Annotated in this window: 14 protein-coding genes; 7 read left to right on the forward strand and 7 right to left on the reverse strand. The window is 65.3% G+C overall.

The window, feature by feature from the left end:
* Positions 1–62: 62 nt before the first annotated feature.
* Complete coding sequence (locus tag VSR82_RS16540) at positions 63–1370, reverse strand: glycosyltransferase family 4 protein (RefSeq protein WP_368584230.1); 1308 nt, start codon at positions 1368–1370, stop codon at positions 63–65.
* Positions 1371–1759: 389 nt separating this feature from the next.
* On the opposite strand from VSR82_RS16540, the gene VSR82_RS16545 reads away from it, so the two are divergent.
* The gene (locus tag VSR82_RS16545) at positions 1760–4459 is read left to right on the forward strand and encodes an ATP-binding cassette domain-containing protein (protein WP_498857925.1); all 2700 of its coding nucleotides are present in this window, start codon (positions 1760–1762) and stop codon (positions 4457–4459) included.
* Positions 4460–4473: 14 nt separating this feature from the next.
* On the opposite strand, the gene VSR82_RS16550 is transcribed toward VSR82_RS16545, so the two are convergent.
* Together VSR82_RS16550 and VSR82_RS16555 are read right to left on the reverse strand one after the other, a co-directional pair.
* Positions 4474–5412, reverse strand: coding sequence for a glycosyltransferase family 2 protein (locus VSR82_RS16550; RefSeq protein ID WP_429462727.1), 939 nt, complete (start codon positions 5410–5412; stop codon positions 4474–4476).
* Between the two features lie 58 nt (positions 5413–5470).
* Positions 5471–6178, reverse strand: coding sequence for a PIG-L deacetylase family protein (locus VSR82_RS16555; protein WP_429462726.1), 708 nt, complete (start codon positions 6176–6178; stop codon positions 5471–5473).
* Between the two features lie 176 nt (positions 6179–6354).
* Here VSR82_RS16555 and VSR82_RS16560 point away from each other — a divergent pair, with 176 nt between their 5' ends.
* Both VSR82_RS16560 and VSR82_RS16565 read left to right on the forward strand, forming a co-directional pair.
* Positions 6355–7386 (forward strand): flavodoxin family protein, encoded by a 1032-nt coding sequence (locus tag VSR82_RS16560; RefSeq protein WP_498857978.1) that lies wholly within the window; start codon positions 6355–6357, stop codon positions 7384–7386.
* Between the two features lie 28 nt (positions 7387–7414).
* Positions 7415–8701: a phosphatidylserine decarboxylase family protein gene (locus tag VSR82_RS16565; RefSeq protein ID WP_429462725.1), complete on the forward strand. Its 1287-nt coding sequence runs from the start codon at positions 7415–7417 to the stop codon at positions 8699–8701.
* A 28-nt stretch (positions 8702–8729) separates the two neighbouring features.
* On the opposite strand, the gene VSR82_RS16570 is transcribed toward VSR82_RS16565, so the two are convergent.
* Both VSR82_RS16570 and VSR82_RS16575 read right to left on the reverse strand, forming a co-directional pair.
* Positions 8730–12812: a CheR family methyltransferase gene (locus VSR82_RS16570; protein ID WP_498857926.1), complete on the reverse strand. Its 4083-nt coding sequence runs from the start codon at positions 12810–12812 to the stop codon at positions 8730–8732.
* Positions 12813–12918: 106 nt separating this feature from the next.
* Positions 12919–13908 (reverse strand): chemotaxis protein CheB, encoded by a 990-nt coding sequence (locus tag VSR82_RS16575; protein ID WP_498857927.1) that lies wholly within the window; start codon positions 13906–13908, stop codon positions 12919–12921.
* A gap of 269 nt (positions 13909–14177) precedes the next feature.
* Here VSR82_RS16575 and VSR82_RS16580 point away from each other — a divergent pair, with 269 nt between their 5' ends.
* Entirely contained in the window at positions 14178–17300 is a 3123-nt protein-coding gene (locus VSR82_RS16580) for a CheR family methyltransferase (protein WP_429462723.1), read from the forward strand.
* A 7-nt stretch (positions 17301–17307) separates the two neighbouring features.
* Here the strand turns inward: VSR82_RS16580 and VSR82_RS16585 are convergent, their stop codons facing one another.
* On the reverse strand, positions 17308–18387 hold the full coding sequence (locus tag VSR82_RS16585; RefSeq protein WP_429462722.1) for a glycosyltransferase family 4 protein: 1080 nt from the start codon (positions 18385–18387) through the stop codon (positions 17308–17310).
* 142 nt (positions 18388–18529) lie between these two features.
* Here VSR82_RS16585 and VSR82_RS16590 point away from each other — a divergent pair, with 142 nt between their 5' ends.
* The 3 genes from VSR82_RS16590 to VSR82_RS16600 all read left to right on the forward strand — a co-directional run bounded on the left by VSR82_RS16590 (position 18530) and on the right by VSR82_RS16600 (position 20009).
* Positions 18530–19093, forward strand: a complete 564-nt coding sequence (locus VSR82_RS16590; RefSeq protein ID WP_498857928.1) for a hemerythrin domain-containing protein — start codon at positions 18530–18532, stop codon at positions 19091–19093.
* A 135-nt stretch (positions 19094–19228) separates the two neighbouring features.
* Complete coding sequence (locus VSR82_RS16595; protein WP_368584221.1) at positions 19229–19501, forward strand: DUF6723 family protein; 273 nt, start codon at positions 19229–19231, stop codon at positions 19499–19501.
* A 241-nt stretch (positions 19502–19742) separates the two neighbouring features.
* Entirely contained in the window at positions 19743–20009 is a 267-nt protein-coding gene (locus VSR82_RS16600) for a DUF2934 domain-containing protein (RefSeq protein WP_429462720.1), read from the forward strand.
* 14 nt (positions 20010–20023) lie between these two features.
* On the opposite strand, the gene nadE is transcribed toward VSR82_RS16600, so the two are convergent.
* Positions 20024–20884 (reverse strand): NAD(+) synthase, encoded by an 861-nt coding sequence (gene nadE, locus VSR82_RS16605; RefSeq protein WP_429462719.1) that lies wholly within the window; start codon positions 20882–20884, stop codon positions 20024–20026.
* Between the last annotated feature and the right edge of the window lie 4 nt (positions 20885–20888).

Below are 20888 nucleotides of genomic sequence, written 5' to 3' on the forward strand. Positions count from 1 at the left end.
GGACCGGCCGCGGCGCGTTCCAAATGCGCACGCCGTGCGCGTTCGCGCGGCGTGCGCCGTCGTCAACGGAACGACGCTCCGGCTGCTGCTCGCAGCGGTAGCTGCGCCGGCTCGGAGCCGACGTCGAGCGATGTTTTGCTCGGCGCGAGCCTTGCCGCGCGTGCATAGATTTGCGCGAGCGCTTCGCTGACGCCGCGCCAGGTAAAACCGGTCCGCGCCCGTTCGAGGCCCGCTTCGCCCATCCGGCGCGCGAGCGCGGGGTCGCGCCGCAAGTGGTCGAGACGCGCCGCGAGCGCGTGCGGATCGCGCGGCGGCACCAGAAAGCCGGTCACGCCATCGACCACCGAATAGCGAATGCCGCCGACATCGGCGCCGATCACCGGCGTCGCGCAGGCCATCGCCTCGACCGGCGTAATGCCGAACGGCTCGTACCACGGCGTCGTCACGAACACGTCGGCGGCGCTATAGAAGTAGCGCAGCCGCGCGCGACCACGCCGGCCGACGAAGCACGTCTCGTCCGCGACACCGCATTCGCGTGCGATCTCGCGCAGGCGCGCGATCTCCGGTGTCGCGATTTCGTTGGGCGCGTCCGAATTGCCTCCGACCACGTACAGCCGCGCTGCCGCGTTGAAGGTGTGCTTCAGCACGCCCACGCCGCGTACCACGTTGTCGATGCCTTTGCGCTGCACGAGCCGGCCTAGCTGCAGCACGATGAAGTCGTGCGGGCTCCAGCCGAGCGCATGGCGGGCGGCTTCGCGCTCGACGGGCCGGAACTCCTCATCGTCGAAACCGCACGGTACGATCTGGATGCGCGCGGGATCGGCGCGATAGTGTTCGAGCAGATCGGCCTGGTCCTGCGGACATTCGGCGACGACGACGTCCGAGCGTGCGACCAGTTCGTCTTCGATCGCGAAGCGCTCGTCGGGGAAGCCGTCATTCGCGCCTTGATGGATGCGCCGCACGCGGCCGAGCGCATGAAAGGTCGTGATCAGCGGCACGCCGAGCGCAGCCTTGACCTTCAGCGCGGCGAGACCGGACATGAAGAAGTTCGCGTGCATCACGTCGTACGGCTGAGGTTCACGCCGAAAGAACCCGATCAGAAACGCGGCGAACTCGTCCATGAACGGCAGTAATTGTTCCTTCGGCAATTGTCGCGGCGGTCCGGCAGGCACATGAATCACGCGTACGCCGTCCATGTCGACGCGCTCGGGCACGAGTGCGCGATCGCGACGCGTGAACACGTCGACCTGATGGCCCATTTCCACCAGCTGACGCGCGACGTTCGCGACGTAGATATTCTGGCCGCCGCTATCGACGCCACCGGCGACAGCAAGTGGCGACGCATGTTCACTGATCAGGGCGATCTTCATTTGCACTCCTTCCTGAGATGCGCGTTCTTCGATATTGAGGAATCGTTTCACCGGCCCCGAGCATTCGCTGTGCCATTCGGATCCTGCGGTGCCGGGAAACGACGGTAGACGTTGGTGCGGACGGACGAAGCGCTGTGGCGTGCCCTTTTTCGTGCAGACAGGGAAGCGCTGTGGCGTTCCCTTTTTCTACATACGATCATGTAACTTCGCACCGCTGGTGGCGCCGCGGTACTAGGATGGGCGGAGGATTGCGCGCAATGAACAGGTAAGAGTTGCGCGGCGAGAGTTGCCGTACACCGGTCATTTTTCGCTCGCCGCCGGGCGCGTCACTTGCTGAACGCCCCATTTGTGCGACGTTTTTATCCGGGCGCGCCCCCGACCAGGATCCCATGCCGAATTCCGTCCCGCCGCCTCGCTCCGAACTGACGCGCCGAATCGTCGGCGATCTCGCGCATGCGGTATGGCGTTATCGCTGGCAGACCAGCGGGGCGCTCGCGCTGATGATCACGGCCCGGCTCGCGACCGTGCTGATGCCGCTCACGCTGAAGCACATCGTCGATGAACTCGGCCATCCGCTCGCGCATGCGGCGTTTCCGGTGTTCCTCGTGCTCGCCTATGCGCTGCTGCGCTTTCTCGGCGACGCGCTGAACGAGGCGCGCGACGTCGTGTTCAGCATCGTCGTGCAGCGCACGGTCGCGGCGCTGACCGAGCGGACCTTCGCGCATCTGCATCGGTTGAGCGCGCGCTTTCATGCGCGGCGCGAGACGGGCGCGATCGTGCGCGACGTGCAGAAAGGCGCCGACGGTATCGGATTTTTGCTCGGCACCGCGCTGTTTACGATCGTGCCGACCTTCTTCGAGATCGCGGTGATCGTCGCGATCATGGTGCACGCCTACGCGCGCGAATTCATGCTCGTGATCGTCGCGACCTTCGTGCTGTATGCGGGTTATACGTTCGTGTTCACGCGGCGACGCGTCGCGTTCCAGCGCGCGGTCAATCTGCTCGAAGCGCAATCGGACGGCCGGCTCGTCGATAGTCTGCTGAACTACGACACGGTCAAGTACTTCGCGACCGAAGACAGCGAAACTCGACGGCTCGGCGACGTGCTGGAAAAGTGGGTCCACGCGCGCATCGCGAACCAGAACGCGTTGACCGCGTTGCACGTGGGACAGAGCGCGGTGATCGCGCTCGGGGTGGCGGGGGTCATGCTGCTCGCCGCGCAGCACGTGGTGGCCGGCAGCATGAGCGTCGGCGATCTGATTCTGGTCAACGCCTACCTGATTCAGGTCTGCATGCCGTTGAACACGCTCGGCTTCGTGTTTCGTGAGACCAACGACGCGCTCGTCAACGTCGAGCGCATGTTCGTGATTCTGGCCGCGCGCGGCCGCGTCGGCGAGGATATCGATGCCCGCGACGCGCAGCCGCTGAAGGTCGGCGCGGGGCTGATCGAGTTCGAGCACGTCGATTTTGGCTACGACACCGCGCGTCAGGTGCTGCGCGATGTCGACTTCCATGCGTATCCGGGCAAGACGCTCGCGGTGGTCGGCGGCAGCGGCTCGGGCAAATCGACGCTCGTGAAGCTGTTGTTCCGGCTCTATCGGCCCGAGCGCGGCATGATCCGCATCGACGGGCAAGACATCAGCCAGGTCACGCAGCGCAGTCTGCGCGAGGCGATCGGCATCGTGCCGCAGGACACCGTGCTGTTCAATGAAACGATCGCCTACAACATTGCGTATGGACGTCCGTCGGCGACACGTGCGGACGTGGTGCGCGCCGCGCGTGCCGCGCAGCTCGACGAATTCATCGAGCGCTTGCCCGATCACTACGACACGCGCGTTGGCGAGCGCGGCGTGCGGCTGTCGGGCGGCGAGCGGCAGCGTATCGCAATTGCGCGCGCGATCCTGAAGGACCCGCGCATCATCGTGTTCGACGAAGCGACCTCGGCGCTCGACACGCGCTCCGAGCGCGCGATCCAGACCGAGCTGACGCGTCTCGCGCAAGGCCGTACGTCGATCGTGATCGCGCATCGGCTCTCTACTGTCGTCGACGCGGACTGGATTCTGGTGATGGAGCATGGCCAGGTGGTAGAGCAGGGCACGCATCGGGAGCTGCTCGCGCGCGAGGCTGTGTACGCGAAGATGTGGTCGCTGCAATGGCAGCAGGGCGAACTCGAACACGCGCAGCGCCGGCTGACTGCTCGGTCGGTCAGCGTCAGCGCATTGACGGCGGGTGTGATCGATGCGTTGCACGACGAGATCGCCGCGCAGCGCGTGGTCGTCTACGCAGAGCCGACCGACAACGAACTGCGCTTGACCGGCGATCCGAGCGTGCTGCAGCCGCTGATCGCCGAGTTGTGCCGCAACGAGATCGCGCAGGCGCAGCCGGGACAGCGCATCGCATTGCGCGCGGAGCGTCACGGCAATCACGTATGGTTTAGCGTGCTTGGCATGGGCGACAAACCGGCCGAGCTATCGCAGGCGACGGCGCGGCATTTGGAAAGCGCGCTGGCGGCTGCGGGCGGCAGCTTCACGCTGACCCCGCTGAATGGGCGGCTCGCGTATGTGGCGATGCTGCCGCTGCGGCCGGTCGCGGATGCGCAGCCGCCATTGGCTTCAGAGTCCACCGGAGCGGATTCGGCCGAGCCAGCTTCGCTCGACGGCCTCTTCGTGCTCGCGATCGACGATCAGGAAGAAGCACGTGACGCGCTCGAAGCGGTGCTGAGCACGAGCGGCGCACGTGTGCGGCTGTTCGCATCCGGCCGCGAAGCGCTGGATTGGCTGCGCGCGACGGACCCGGCGCAATGGCCGCAGGTGCTGCTCTGCGACCTGGTGCTGGCCGGCGAAGATGGCTACGACGTGCTGCGCCGCTTGCGCGAACTGGAAGGCGAGCGGCCGTCCTTGCCGGGCAGGCCACCGCCACTGCCCGCGATTGCGTTGACCGGCTACACGGACGCACTCGACGAACAGCACGCGCGCGGCGTGGGCTTCGACGCACATTTGAACAAGCCCGTGCCGCCTGAAGAACTGATCGCCGCGATCCGTCGGCTCGCGCCTGTGCCGTCGAGCGCTGACTCGACGTTGCCAGGATAAGGAAAGCGCGTGATTCAGGTCTCAGGTCGGCGCGTCGGGCTTCCTACCACGGACGTCGTTGCGGACGCGTCGAGATTGCGCTCGGCCGCGCGCACGCGGTCGCGCATCGCGAGGATCGACTGCGGGACCACCCGGCGTTCTCGCACGGTCCACGCAAGCCCAGCCAGCAATTCGATGCCGTCGCGCACCAGCGTGCCTTCTCGCGCGAATACGTCGAGGGCGCGCAACGTCGCGCTCAACGCTTCGCCCAACGGCAGACGCAGCCATGCCACCCACGCGGCATTGCGGGCGAGCATGCGTCGCCGCAACGCGCTGTCGCGCACCGGCGACGGACGATGCTGGAGCGTCAACTGCTCGCAGTAGGCGATCGCATGTCCCGACGCGAGCACGTCGAGTGAAACGAGCGTTTCCTCGCCGCCGATGAAAAGGCGCGGCTCATAGCCGCCGACCTCCCGAAACAGCGCGGTACGAAACACGCACGCGCCCGCCATATAGCCGATCAAAGCAGGCCCGGGCAGGCCGACACGTCCCAGCGGGCTTGCGCGCATCAACGCACAGGTCGGATCGGTCGCGTGGTCAGCGCCGACGGCCACGCGCGCATTGAGCACGCCGACGCGGGGCCAGGCGTCGAGCAATTGCACCGCGCGTTCGAGCGAGCCGGGCTCCCACCAGGTGTCGTCATCGCAGAACGCGACATAGTCGGTCTCGACGCACGCGACCGCATGGTTGCGGCCCGCCGCGCCGAGATTGCCGTTGCATTCGACGATGCGAACGCTCGGATAGCGCGCTTCGACGAGTGCGACCGTGTTGTCGGTGGAGCCGTTGTCGGCGACGATGATGGGCGGGCTTTCGGGTAATGCGAGCAGACGTTCCAGGGTGGTGAGCAATTCGCCCGCACGGTTATACGTGAGAACGACGATCGAAATGCGCGGGTGGGCGGTTTTTGTTCGCATGCTGTGCAATCGCTTCGACGGTTGGACAGCGACGGCGAAGCAAACCCCGTGCCGTGCGTCACGCGTTTTGCGGGTGTCGACTGGATTCACCGTGGCCGAGCTGCCAATAGCGTTCGGCCGAAAAGAGGCTCGCCTGTCCTTCGGGACCGAACGCGCGCAATTGGCTGCGATAGGCGTCGAGTGCCGCGCGCTTCATACGCTCGTGTTTCGTCGTGCCGGGCACGTCCAGCGCGTGCGGCGCGTCAGCGGCATAGCCGCGGGTCGCCAGGTCGCATAGGCGCGCTTGCACGACGCCGGGTATGCGCCGATAGGGCACTTCCTCATAGGCGATGAAGCGCATCGCAGGCTGGCGCCGCATCAGTGCCAGACAGGCATCGGCCACCATAACGTGATCCGAGTGGAACAGTCCCAACGGCATCAGGACACGCGTGGGTTTCGCATGAGCAACGGTCTGGCTCAACGCCGTAATCAGCTCGTCCGTACCGGGCGACGCATGGTATTGCGCGTCGCGGAACAGCAAATGCACGGGCATCGCCGACAGCAATCCCAGCGCCTCCCGGTCCTCCGCCTGACGCGTGCGCATCGCTTCGAATGCGTCGGCGAAACCGGCCGCGCGGTCCCAGTCGGTCGTGATTTTCTCGGCGGGCGGCGCGGTGAAAACCGTGCAAACGACCGTCCCGGGATGCGCGGCGAGCAGAAGTCCGCAACTGAGGACCGCATCGTCCAGATGCGGTGAGATGACGAGCAGGCGCTGGTTCGATTCCATACCGGCGAATAGCAAGCTCCGTGCCGCCGTCGCGGCGCGCGACGGGGCGGTGCTGGAATAGCCCTTGCTGACCTGCGTTTCTACTACTGCTTACAAATTCAGCCATGAGCCCGCCTGCAAAACCGCCCGATCACATCCATACCGTCGAAGTCCGCAAAGGTCAGGTAACCGAAGCAATGTCTCGCGACGCGTTTCGCGAGCGTTTCATGGCCCGCTTCTACGACCCGGCGTTCCGCGCGGAAGACGCATCGCTCGCGCGGCTCGAAGCGATCGCGTGGGATGCTTACTCACACGGCCGCAAGGCGCCGGTCACCGAAAAGGCCGGCCCGGGATTCGCCGACCCGGACTACGACCTGTCGGTCGAATGGCGAGCGGCGAGCGAGCGCATGAAGGCGGCGCAGGCGCGACAGCGCGATCCGGCGACGCGCTCGCGTGTGCTCGTGATCAACGCGTCCTCGCGTAACGACTACACGTGCCCCGGCGAGATGTCGAAGAGCTTCCGGCTCGCGAAGATCGCGCAACAGGCGCTCGAACGCCGGACCTTCGACGTCGATTTCCTCGACCTGTCGCAGCTGAACTCCGATCGCGACTTGCATATTCACCCGTGCAAAGGCTGTGTGTCGACCGCGATGCCGCTGTGTCACTGGCCATGCAGCTGTTATCCGAACCATTCGCTCGGGCTCGTCAACGACTGGATGAACGAGATCTACGAGCGCTTTGCCGCCTGCCATGGCGTGCTGATCGTGACGCCGGTCTACTGGTATCAGGTGTCCGCGCCGCTGAAGCTGATGATGGATCGCCTTGTTTGCGCCGACGGCGGCAATCCCGATCCCACCTCGACGCACGGCAAGATACCCGACGAAGCGAAGCGTCTCGAACTGGCCGGCTGGGACTATCCGAAACATCTGGCGGGCCGGGCCTATGGCGTCGTCGTGCATGGCGACGTCGCCGGCATCGAGGACTCGCGCAGGGCGCTCGCCGACTGGCTCGACTGGATGGGCTTCGTCGAAGCGGGCGCGAAGTCGCGGCTCGATCGCTTTATCGGCTATTACGAGCCTTACGCGACCAGCCATGAAGCGCTCGATCGCGACGAGGACATGCAGCAGGAAGTGGCCAACGTGGCCGAGGCGGTCGCGACCTGCGTGGAGCAGATCCGTGGCGGGCGCAAGGAACCGGACGACAGCCTCGGCACGCCGCGCGCCAAATGATCCCCAACTCAGACCAGAAAGGCCAAGCATGACGAACGACGAAGTGGCGAGCCCGCGCACGCAACGGCGCCGGCTCGGAGGATGGCTGCCGAGCGAGGAAGCGCATCTCGCGCGCTACCGGACCGCGCTGGCCGCGAAAGCGCGCGAACGTGCGCGCACCGCGCCACGCACGCGCGCCGTCGCGGAACTCGCGGCGCTGATCGAAGGCGATCCGGTGCTGCGCATGGATATGACGCGGGCCATCATGCAGGCACAGCAAGCGGGCTACGTGCTCGGCTATGCAACGATCGACGAGCTGATGACGGTCGTCGATTACCTGATGACGTACGCGCCGCCGTTCAGCGAATCCAATCTGATTCATTGTCCTCTGAACGCGGTGCTCGACTGGCCGATGTGCATGCCGTCCGGCTATGCGCTGTTTCGCGACCCGGCGCTCAACGCGCAACTCAAACACGTGCTGAACTGCTGGTGCGGTTTTCTGAGCGGTCCGCATTCACGCGAACATTTGAATCCGTCGTCGCCCGACGGCTGGTTCAGTGCCGAGGCCGATCAACGGATCGGCCTCGCCCAATTCGTTTGCGATCCCGAGCAACCGTATTGGGGTTTTACGTCGTGGAACGATTTCTTCACCCGGCGCTTTCGTCCCGGCATGCGGCCGGTCGAGGAGCCGGACAACGACAGGCTGATCGTCAGCGCGTGCGAGGCGACGCCGTACAACGTGCAGCACGGTGTGCAGCTGCGCGACACGTTCTGGATCAAGTCGCAGCCGTATTCGCTCGAAGACATGCTGAGCTCGCGCGAACGCGAACTGGCGCGGCGCTTCGAGGGCGGCTCGGTGTATCAGGCGTTTCTGAGCGCGTTCAACTATCACCGCTGGCATGCGCCGGTCAGTGGCGTGATCTCGCGCGCGTACGCGGCGGACGGCAGCTACTATTCGACCGCCGATAGCGAAGGCGAAGACCCGAGCGGGCTCAACGATTCGCAGGGCTACATCACGGCGCTCGCGGCGCGCGCGGTGATCGTGATCGAATGCGACGATCCGGCGGTGGGGCAGGTGGCGTGCGTGCTCGTCGGCATGGCGGACGTGTCGTCGTGCATCATCGAGGCGTTGCCGGGGCAACGCGTCCGAAAGGGCGATGAGTTGGGGTTTTTCCAGTACGGCGGATCGACCTGCTGCCTGGTGTTCGAGCCGGGCGTGATCGAGCGCTTCGTCGTCGAGCCGCCGTTCGGCGACAAGCAGCCGCCGATCAAGGTCAACGCGGCCGTTGCAAGGGTCGGGTCGCGCAACGCATCGCCGTCGCAAAGCAACGGCTAGACGCGCTGCGCGCCGCCGGGCGGCGGATTCAACTGCGCAGCCGCGCGAAAATGCTCAGCAGGTCTTCGAGAACCACCGGCTTTTTCAGGTGCGCGTCGAAGCCCGCATCTTCGGCCGCGCTGACGTCCGCCTGCTGGCCGAAGCCGCTAACCGCGATACAGATCACGGACTTCATCGCCGGCATGCTGCGCAGCTTGCCGATGAACTCCATACCGTCCATGCCCGGCATGCCGATGTCGGACAGGATGATATCGGGCGCGTTACCGTTGATGATCGTCAGCGCTTCCTCGCCGCTCGTCGCGGTGCGCACTTCGGCGCCCTCGCTTTCCAGCAGCAGCTTGAAGGTTTCGACGGTCGCGGCGTCGTCGTCGACCATCAGGACGCGCGTGCCTTTCAGCGGCTCGCCGGTGATTTCGATCCCCGCGCTCGTGCGGGTGGCGAGCCGGTGGGTAGGCAGCGTCACCGTGAAGGTTGCACCGCGGCCGATGCCTTCCGACTCCGCGCGCACCGCGCCGCCGTGCAGGTTGACCAGATCGCGCACCAACGCAAGGCCGATGCCGAGGCCCCCGCGGCGCGAGGCCGGATCGCGGCTCTGCTGGAACATCTCGAAGATATGCGGCAGCAGCGAGGCCTCGATGCCGGTGCCGGTATCGCTGACGCGCAGCACGGCCTCTGCGTGGTCATTGACCTGCAACGACACCTGGATCGAGCCGCGCTGCGTGAACTTCAGCGCATTACTGATCAGATTCCACACGATCTGCTCGATACGCGTCAGATCCGCATGAATGATCACGGGCGCATCGGTCACTTCGACGCTCAATGTGATGCCGCGCTGCGCGGCATCGTCCTGCACCGCGCTGCATACGCGCTGCACGATCTCGCGCATGTCGACCACGGTGCGCACGACCGACAGCTTGCCGGTGCGCACGCGCGAAATATCGAGCAGGTCGTCGATGATTTGCGCCTGGCCGATCACGGTGCGGCGGATCGTATCGGTCGCGCGCGACACGTTCAGGTTCTGGCGCGTTTCGGGCGCGCGCGCGATCAGTTCGGCGCTCGCTGATATCAGGTTCAGCGGATGCTTGAGCTCGTGCGAGACGACCGCCAGGAATTCGTCGCGGCGCCGCTGCGCTTCGCGCTCGCTCGCCGCGCGCAGCGTTTCGACGTGGGTGCCGCGTCCCGAGGTCGGATCGCTGGCGAACTCGCCGAGATCGCGCGTGATCTTCGCAAAGCCGCTAAGACCCGGCTCGTCGAGACGGGACAGCACACCGCTCGCGAAAAAGCGCGTGCCGTCCTTGCGCAGATGCCAGCTCTCCTCTTCGGCGCGGCCGTTCAGACGCGCTTCGGCGAACTCGCGTTGCGCAACGTTCGCGGCGCGGTCTTCGTCGGTGTACAGGATGTCGGCGGACTGGCCGATCATTTCGGCTTCGGAATAGCCGAAAATCCGTTCCGCGCCCGCGTTCCAGCTATTGATCACGCCGTTTTCGTCGAACGTGATGATCGCGTAGTCCTTGGTGCCCTCGGCGACGAGGCGCATGCGCCGTTCGCCTTCGCGCAGCCGGTCTTCCGCCTGACGCCGGCCGGTGATGTCGATGAACGACAGCACCGCGCCGTCGATGCGGTCTTCTGTCGTGCGGTAGGGCACGAAGCGCGCGAGATACCACCGCCCGTCATTGCTCTTCAGCTCGCGCTCGATCAGGCGCAGCGATTCGAATGCTTCGGCCGCGTCGTCGGCGAGCTTGTCGTATTCGAGGCGGTGGGTGATGTCGAGCAGCGAGCGCCCGATGTCCGACGGAATGATGCTGAACACGTCGGTGGCGCGCGGCGTATAGCGCTTGATGCAAATGTTGCGGTCGACGAAGATCGTGCCGATGTCGTTCGCGGCGATCAGGTTATGCAGGTCGTCGTTGATCTTGCCGGTTTCCTCGACCTTCGACTTCAGCTCCGCGTTGACCGTAGTCAGCTCTTCGTTGATCGATTGCAGCTCTTCCTTGCTGGTTTCCAGCTCCTCGGTCGCCGAGCGCAGTTCCTCGTTGATCGCCTGCAATTCCTCGTTCGACGCCTTCAGCTCCTCGGTCGAGGTCTCCGACTGCTCGATGGTGGACTGCAGCTGCTCCTTCGTGCGTTGCAGCTCGCGTTCGAGCTGGCTGATGATCGGGTCTTTCTGCACGTCGGCCGACGCCGTTTCGGCGTTGGCCATGCTGTCTTCGACCTCGTCGAACAGCACCAGCACGAAGTCCGCGTTCGCTTCCGGGTCGTGCACCGGCCGCGCGGTCATGTTGACGAAGTAAGAACGGCCATCGCGCTCGATGTGCACGCGGCGCGCTTCGACGCTGCGGTTCGTGTGCAAGGCCTGATAGATCGCGGTACGCAGTTCGAGCCGCAGTTCCGGACGCACGGCGGCCACGATGTTATGCGACGGCTCGCCGCCCGAATATTGCAGAAAACGCCCGGCGCGGTCGGACAGATGAACGATTTCGGATTCGCGGCTCACCAGCACGCTGGGCGGCGCATATTGCTCGACGAGCCGTTGATGCAGATCACCGAATGAAAAGCGCCGGCGCCCGGGCGGCTGCACGGTGGTGACGAGGGGGCGCGAGCTCATCGTGCCCGAAATCGCGATGGGCATCGGCGTGTCGCCGCGCACGGCCATGTTCGCGCGGTAGATGCGGTTGCGCTTGTCGACCACGGTGAACATCGAGCTCACGCTGTCGGCCGACTCCGAGCTGCCGAGAAACAGCACGCCGCCGGGCCGCAGCGCGAAGTGGAACATCTTCAGAATTTCGATCTGCGCTTCGCGGTCCAGATAGATCAGCAGATTGCGGCAGCAGATCATATCGAGCCGCGAGAACGGCGGGTCGCTGAGCACGTTATGGTGCGCGAACAGCATGTGTTCGCGCAGCTCTTTCTTGATCCGGAAGTGCGCGGCGTCTTTGGTGAAGAACTGGCGGATGCGCGCCGGCGTCAGGTCGGCCGAGACCGAATCCGGGTACAGGCCCACGCGCGCGAACGCAATGGCGCGCTCGTCGATATCGGTTGCGAATACCTGGAACGACACGCCCTCGGGCGACTTAAGCGAGCGCTCCTGCAGCAGCATTGCCAACGAATACGCTTCCTCGCCGGTCGCGCAGCCCACCGACCAGACGCGGATGCGGTCCTGTTCGCCGCGGTTTTCGAAGAGCGGCGGCAACACCTCGCGCTCGAGCACGTCGAACGCTTCCTTGTCGCGGAAGAAATTGGTGACGCTGATCAGCATGTCCTGCAGCAGCGCCTGCGTTTCTTCAGGGTGCAGATGCAGATAATCGCGATACGCCTGCAAATCCGTAATGCCGTTGACCTGCAGCCGGCGTTCGATACGGCGCAGAACCGTAGCCCGTTTGTAATGCCGGAAGTCGTGCGCGGTGCGGGTGCGCAGGATCACCATGATCTCGCGCAGCGCGCGCTCGGCCGACTCGTTGACCGTATCTTCCTCGGGCTCGTCCGGCTGCACGGCCGGCAGGTGGATTTCCCGCGCGGTGGACCACAGATCGAGCAGGCGCTGCGGCATCTCCGCCGCGGTCATCACGAAGTCGGCCATGCCGGTCGCGATCGCGCTGCGCGGCATGCTGTCGTATTCGGCTTCGGAAGGGTCCTGCACGAGCGTGATGCCGCCCATTTCCTTGATGCGCGACAGGCCGACCGAGCCGTCCGAGCCCGCACCCGACATCACGATGCCGATCGCGCGTTCGCGGTGCGCCTCGGCGAGCGTGCGGAAGAACAGATCGATGCTCGCGCGGCGTCCTTCTTCGGACTGCTTCTGCGTGACGCGCAGGTAGCCGTCCACCATGATCATTTCGAACGAGGGGGCGACCAGATAAACGTGGTCCGATTCGATTTGCGTGGGGCCCGTGACCTGCTGCACCGGCATGCTGGTGACCTTCTGCAGCAGCGAGGCCAGATTGCTTTCGTGGTCCGGCGACAGGTGAACGACCACGACGAAGGCCATCGACGTATGCGCGGGCAGTGCCTCGAAGAATTCCGTCAGCGCGTTAAGCCCCCCCGCCGATGCGCCGATACCGACGATCGGGTAGAGTGCCTGGCTAGGCAGAGTTTGCCCTCGCTTCTTTGACATGGCTGCGTGTCCCTTCTTGGAAAAGGATAGTGTTCAGCGGTGGATTTTTATAGGGCAACGAGCCCATTTCTTGCTCGGCCCGGATCGCTATTATCCCGCATTGCACTCATTTTTCCAGCAGCATCGACTGCAAGAGTTCGGCCGCGTGGCCCGCGCGCCGGGCGTTGTCCTCCTCGCGTTGTTGTGCGGCGGTGTCTCCTATCGCCGCGAAGTGTGCGCCGAGCTCACGGCTGAACATTTCGCGCTCGCGCAGCGCCCGCAGCGCATTGCGCAGCGACATCTCAGCATCGGTCATGCGGCCGTCGTCGAGCGATGCGGCCGAGTATGCATGGCCGGTATGGCAGCGGTAACGCAGCACGCGCGAAGCGGTGATGCGCCACAGCGTGCCGTTGCATTCGGGGCATGTAAAAGTCGACGGCGCCGCCAGTCCCTCGATCGCGTCGAACGGCGCGGTGCCGGACAGCCACGCGCGCTGTTCGAGGACGACGCGGTCGGAGGCCTCGCGTTGCGCCGGGCCGAGATTTACCGGCGGATTGGCAATGCCGCCGGTCAGTTTTACCAAACATGGGCCCAGTTGCTGAAGCGGCAGCACGTGGTCGGCGAAGGGCGTTGCGTGACGTGGCATCTCGCTCGCGAACGCGTCGTCGGGGTCCTGCACGACCGTCGTGCCGCCGCACGCCTGGATCGCTTCGAGGCCCGCGGCGCCATCGTCGAGCAGGCCGGTCAGGATCACGCCGATCGCGCGTGGTCCCATCTGCGCGGCCGCGCTGCGAAACAGCGGGTCGATCGCGGGGCGCGCGAAGTTTTCTTTCGCGCCATGCAGCAGCCGCAGCTGGCCGTCCTCCACCACGAGGTGCCGATCGGGCGGCGCCACGTAAATTCTGCCGGGCGCGTAATGTTCGCCATCCTGCGCGTGCTTGGCCGATAGCGGGCCGGCCTGGTTCAGAAGCGTGGGCAGCATGCTGCCGTGCGCGCCGATGTGCAGCACGACGGCGATGCTGGCGGGCATATCGACGGGAAGCTGCGACGCAAGCGCACGCAGCGCGTCGACCCCTCCCGAGGACGTGCCGATTACGATGAAATCACGGTGGGTCAAGTGGACTCCGGGACGTGGAAGCAGGACTCGAAAGCGGGCCTTTCGTGTCAGTCAACTTAATGAGCAAGCGATATGCCGTCCGGGCATTTTTATTGCGCCGTCGCCGGTGAAAACGTCCTTTGCGTCGACCCCGGTCTTCAGCCTCCGCCACAAATCAGCCACGCGGGACGAAAGCGCCGCGAACCACGCACAGGCATATGATGAACATCTAGGACAGGCGTGCCGGACATGGCCGGCACGATACGACGTTCCTGCGCAAGCTCACACTCATGGCGACTCCGATTCAAGCTTCCGCGCCAGCGGAAAGCTGCCACGTCGTTGGCATTGGCGCATCCGCCGGCGGCATCGAGGCGATGCATTGCCTGCTTCAGGCTTTGCCCGCCGAACCTGCGCTTGCGCTCGTCGTCGTGCAACACCAGCTGCCGGGTGGATCGAACGAGCTCGTGAATCTGGTCAGCAAGTGGACGTTGCTGCCGGTCCGTGCCGCGAACAACGGCGAGCGTCCCGAGCCGAACCACGTGTACGTCGCGGGTTCCGACGACGTACTGACTCTCGAAGGCGGCCTCTTTCGCACGCGGCCGGTCGACGGCGGCAGCCGCCGCCCCGGCATCGACACCATCGACGCATTCCTTGAAAGCCTCGCGCAAGATCGCGGCTCCCATGCGCTCGCCGCGATCCTGTGCGGCACCGGCACCGATGGCGCGGCCGGCGCGATCTGCGTGAAGCGTGCCGGCGGCGTGGTGCTCGTGCAGGACCCGGTCACCACGATGAACGACAGCATGCCGAGAGCGGTGATTTCGCGCGGCGCCGCCGACTATATCCTGCCGGTCGGCGAGATCGCGAAACAGCTGCTGCGCTGCGCGTCACCCGCCTATGTGCGGCCGGCCAATGAAGTCGCGTGGACCGGCGAGATTACGCGAACGCTCGATGAGATCGTCGGGATGATCCGCAAGCAGGCGGGCTTCGATCTGGGTGGTTACAAGGCGACCCCGCTGCTATGGCGCATCCAGCAGCGCATGGATCTACGGCGCGCCGAATCGTTCGGCGACTACGAGTCGCTGTTGCGCGACGACCCGGCCGAGCTCGAAGCGCTGATCCGCGGCATTCCGATTCACGTGACCGAGTTCTTCCGCGATGCGCCCGCCTGGGACGTGCTGCGGCATGAGGTCATCGAGCCGATGCTGAGCGAGCGCCGCGCGGGCGATGTCGTGCGGGCCTGGACACCAGCCTGCGCGACCGGCGAAGAAGCGTATTCGGTCGCGATGCTTCTGCAAGAGCATGCTGAAAACACCGGCCGTCCGTTCGATTTCCAGGTGTTCGCGACCGATGCGTCGCCGGAAATCGTCGCGCGAGCGAGCCGCGGCGCGTTTTCGGGCGACGCGCTGAAGAACGTCTCCACGGCACGTCAACAGAAGTTCTTCTATTCCACCGACGGCAACTGGCGCGTCAAACGCCACCTGCGCGAAAAGATGGTATTCGCGCCGCAGGACCTGCTGCTCGATCCGCCGTTCAAGAACCTCGATCTGGTCACTTGTCGCAACCTGCTGATTTATCTCGACCCCGAAGCGGTCAAGCGCGTCGTGTTCCTGCTGCACAGTTCGCTGAAGGTGGGCGGCTATCTGTTTCTCGGCAAGGGCGAGCCGCTGTTGTCGCGGCAAGGCGGCTTCAACGTCGTGTCGAGCCGCTGGCATATTTACCGCAAGACAGGCCCGGCGAGCGACGTCGAGGTCCGCTTCCCGTTGCGTGTCGCGACAAGCTTGCGCGCGAGCGCCGTGCCATTCATCGGTCATTCGAGCGCGCATTCGCAGCGGGATTTCCCGTCGGTGCTGATCGACGACGAATTCCGCGTGCTGCGTGTGTATGGCGATACGGAAAAATTCCTGCGCGTCCCAGCCGGCCAGCCAACCGACAATCTGCTCGAACTGACGCAGCGCGAACTGGCGTCGAGCCTGAAGGCGGCCGCGAAGATGGCGCTCGAAGACGGTCAGCCGACGATCGTCAACGGCCTGCGTGACGAAGGGAACATCACGCACGCGTTCCAGATCCGGCTGACACCGATTCGAGGCGCACAAAACGGCGCCGCGCCGCGGCTGCTCGCAGCGTTCATTTCCCGCGCGCGCGAGATTCGGCCCGGTGCGACCGAACCCGTTGCGCTGCCGAGCCACGCTGCGGATGTCGCGGCTTCCAGCGAGTGGAGCGAAGCGATCCGCATCTCGCGCGAGGAACTGGAGGCGTCGCGCGAAGAGTTGCAGGTGCTCAACGAGGAACTGAAAGCCGCGAACGAGCAGCTCAATCTCGTCAACGACGATCTGAACCAGGCCAATGCGCGGCTCACCGGCAAGATTGCGGAACTGGAGATGCAAAGCGGCGTGCTGAGCGCCGGCGCAGTGATGGCGATGTTTCTCGACGAGACGCTGCGCGTGCGCTGGTTCACGCCTTCGATCTGCGAGATATTTCCGCTGAAAACGGGCGACGTCGGTCGCGGCATCGCCGATATTTCGCCGAAGGTCGACGACGTGAATTTCCTGCGCGACGTGCTCGCGGTGATGCAGAGCGGGACACCGCGCGAAGCCGAGGTGCGCAATGCCTGCGGCGGATGGTTCCTGCGGCGCATTCGCCCGTTTCTGTCGCAGACCGGCACGAGCGGCGTGGCCGTCACGGTAACCGACATCTCGGACCTGAAGCACGCGGAAAGAGTGCTGCGCGAAAGCGCGATGCACGATTTCATGGTGCGCTTCGCCAACGCGCTGCGCGGGCTGTCCGGATACCGCAATACCCGCTCGACGGCGATCCGGATGCTGCGTCAGCAGTTCGGCGCCGCGCGCGTCAACTACTCGGAAGCGCGTGGCCCCGACGAACTCGAAATCGTCGCGACCGACGCGCTCGCAGGCACGGCCGATATGCTGGGCCGCCGCTGCGCGATCAACGACGCCGGGCCTGCGCTCACCGCGGCGCTGTTCACCGGCCGCAGCGGCTGGAGCAACGACGTGATGGCCGATCCCGCCGCAAGCGCGGCCGAGCGGCGCGCGTGCCACGCGCTCGGCATCGGCGCGTGGGCCAACATGTCGTTCGTGCAGTCGGGCCGCGTGCTCGGCGCGCTGACGATGCACTTCGACACCGCGCACACGTGGGCGCCCGAGGAACTGATGTTTCTCGAACTGATGGCCGAGCGTACTTGGGCGGTGGTCGGACGTGCGCGCGCAGAGGAAGACCTGCGCGCGCGCAACGAGGAACTCGAGCGGTTCAACAAGGTGGCGATCGGCCGCGAACTGCGCATGATCGATCTGAAGAACGAGGTTAACGAATTGCGCCGGCAACTCGGCCAATCGCGTCGCTATGCGACGGAGTCCGACGATCATGACGATCGCACCGAGGCGCCCGAACGCACCTGAATCGCGATTACACCGGCGCGGGCTGACTGCCCGTCGCGCGCGGGTGGTCTCGGGTGTCGCGTGCGAGCAGCGCGTCGTAGATCGTCAGGTAGTCGTCGGTCATGCGCGCGGCCGTGAAGCGGCGCTCGAACGAGCGGCGGCACGCGTCGCGCTCGATGCTGTCGATGCGCGCAACCGCTTGCACCGCCGCGTCCACGTTATCGACGATCAGGCCGCTCACGCCGTCTTCGATCAACTCCGGCACCGCGCCGCGGCGAAACGCGATCACCGGCGTACCGCACGCCATCGCCTCGATCATCACCATGCCGAACGGCTCGTCCCATTCGATCGGCAGCAGCAACGCGCGTGCGTTCTCGATCAACCGCCGGCGCGCGAGGCCGCCGACTTCGCCGAGGTATTCGGTGAACGCTGTCGAGCGCCGCAACAGCGGATCGATGCGCTCGCGGAAATAGTCGCGCTCGCCGGAATGGATCTTCGCGGCGATCTTCAACGGCAAGCCGCTGCGCCGGGCAATTTCGATCGCGAGATCGGGACGTTTCTCCGGCATCATGCGGCCGAGAAATAGCAGATATGAACCGGCTATCGGTTGAAACGAGAACTCGTCGAGCGGCAAGCCGTGATGTACCGTGCCCTGCCAGTTCGCCCACGGCACCGGCCGGCGCTGACTCGCGGAAATCGACACCACCGGCACGCCGCCGAATTCGCGGAACAGAGGCCCATGATCGTGCAGCAGCAGACGGCCGTGCAGCGTCGTCAGCGTCCGGCACGGCAAGCGCTCGGCCCACGCGAAATGCAATGGCTCGCCGTGAAAATGAACGACGTCAAATTGATCCGCGTCGCGGATCACGCGCGCGAATTGCCTGACGTGATGCGTTTGCGTGTCCCACACGTTCGCGTCGCGCCAAAGACCGCGCGGACAGATCGGCACGAGCCGCGCGGCGCTCGTCGAATCGGCGCTCGCATAGAGCGTCACGTCGTGGCCGCGGGCGACCAGTTCTTCAGTCAGATACGACACGACGCGTTCGGTCGCGCCGTATGCGAACGGGGGCACGCTTTCGTAAAGCGGAGCGATCTGGGCGATTCTCATCGGGCGTTGAAAAGAGGATAGGGAGGTTGGCTCGCAACACGCCGCGCCGGACCACCAGCAGCAATCGCCGTACCGCCGCGCGACTGGTGATGCGGTATGGCGTTTGCTCGATGCGGGCACTTGACCGATCAAAGGAGCCGCCATGAACGACCGCGCAACGCAATCCGCTTCTAAGGACACGAAACCCACCGCTGCACGCGAAACCGCCAGCACCCCCAACGCGCTCGCGCTGCTCGAAGCCGATCACCGCGCCGTCGAAAAGCTGTTCGATGCGTTCGGCAAATCGCGCGGTGACGAGCGCGACGCGCTCGAAGCCAAAGCCGCGCTGGCGCAGCGTGCATGCGAAGAGCTGACGATGCATACGATCATCGAGGAAGAGCTGTTGTATCCGGCCGCGCAGCAAGCACTGCCCGACGACGACAAGCTCGATGTCGATGAAGCCTATGTCGAGCATTTTCTGGTGAAGACGCTAATCGCGAAGTTCACGACGCTGAAGCCGGGCGACAAAGGCTTCGACGCGACGTTCAAGGTCATGGCCGAACTGGTGCGGCATCACGTCGAGGAAGAGGAAGGCGAGCTCTTTCCGGCCTTGCGTCGCACCTGCTGCGATCTCGCGGCGCTCGGTAAGAAGATCGCGGCGCGCAAGGAAGCGCTGCAAGCGAGGCTGGATCAGGCGGGCAGTCGTGCAGTTGGCGACAAGACCTGATTGGAGCCTTTAAGCGTCGCTGCGACAGTCGTGTTCACAAGTCGACGCTTACGGACGAACGCACCCGTTTGCATGTCCATTAACATCGATTTCAGGAGGGCATAACTGGATCGCCTGATGCAGGCAGGGAGAGCCATGTCAAGGAGAAAGCTGAAACTCACGCAGTATCCGGCGGCAGGAGTCGCCTCGCGCGACGACTTTTCGATCTACGTCACCGCTCGACGCAGCGCCGATGGACGATTCTATGCCGATCTGCTGGTGAGCCGTAAAGTGGATGGCCGCCGTCTTTTCCCGTTCGATGGCGCCCCCGAAGTCGGTCCGTTCAACAGCATCGAGGAAGCGCGGCTCGCCGCCGAGGAGTACGGCGCGCGGATCGTCGCGGCCGACCTTGCCTGTCCCGAGGCGTGAGCGCGCGGCCCGGGTAGCGCGCGGCGCTCCGCCGCGCTGACGACGGCATCCCCATCAAACGCATGTCCCGGTTTACGACCGGCACACGGTGGAGTTGTGCGCCCGCCGCTCTCCTGCGCTGGTGCCATCGATCCAACGCGCCGCGCGGAACAACCCTTGCTCGCTTGTCGCTCGCCGTCATTCGGACCCGGCGCGCGTGGCGCCGTGCCGCGGCATCGCTCACGTTCACGGAGAGACACATATGGACAAGGAACTCGAAGCCCGCATCCGCACGCGGGCGTACCAGATCTGGGAAAACGATCCGTCGCCGGAAGGGCGCGCCGACGACCATTGGGAGGAAGCGCGCCGGCAGATCGAGGCGGAAGGCGCTGGCGCGCCGCAGGAGCCGACCGATCAGTCCGCCGATCGCGATCGGGGCTCGCGCATCGCGCCGGAAGAGCAACTGCAGGAAACGCCGGGCGACGACATCGAAGCGCCGAAGCGCGCCAAACGCCCGCGCGCCGGATAAGCGGGCGCCGCGCTCTACGCCGACACCGACGATCGCGCCGGCGCCACCGGCAGCGCGCGTTTGTGGCGCGTCGCCATGTAAAAGCGGCGAATCGTCGTCAATACTTCGTCGCTGACCGGCTTGCCTTCGAGGAAGTCGTCGATGTCCTGGTAGCTGATGCCGTAGCTGTCCTCGTCCGGTTTCTGCGGCGTCAGCGATTCGAGGTCCGCGGTCGGCACCTTGTCGACGAGCCGCTCCGATGCGCCGAGCGCATGCGCGAGTGCGCGCACGCGGCGCTTCGTCAGACCTGCCAGCGGCAGGATATCGGCGCCGCCGTCGCCGAACTTCGTGAAGAAGCCCATCAGCGATTCGGCCGCGTGGTCGGTGCCGATCACCACGCCGACCCGCGCGCCCGCAATCGCGTATTGCGCGACCATACGTTGCCGCGCCTTGATGTTGCCGAGCACGAAGTCTTCATGAAAGTCGTCGACGTACTGCACGTTGCCTCGCTTGAGCGAAGACAGCATCGCGTCGGCGGCCTCCTTGATGTTGACCGTCAGCGTTTCGTCGGGGCGGATGAACGCGAGGGCGGCCGCGGCGTCTTCTTCGTCGCGTTGGCTGCCGTACGGTAGACGCACCGCGACGAAGTGTGCTTCGTAGCCGGTGGCACGCAGACGTTCGACGGCAAGCTGCGCGAGGCGTCCGGCAGTCGACGAATCGACGCCGCCGCTGATGCCAAGCACATAGGTATGCAAGCCTTGCGACGCCAGGTAGTCACTCAGGAACGCAACACGCCGCTCGCGCTCGCGGGCCACGTCGAAATCGCGCTCGACGCCGAGTTCGTCGATCACTGCCTGCTGCCACGCGCCGGTGTCGAAGGAAGGGTGCAGATTCATCGTT

Source organism: Burkholderia sp. JPY481, from assembly GCF_038900515.1.
In the GTDB taxonomy this organism is placed as follows: Bacteria; Pseudomonadota; Gammaproteobacteria; order Burkholderiales; family Burkholderiaceae; genus Paraburkholderia; species Paraburkholderia youngii.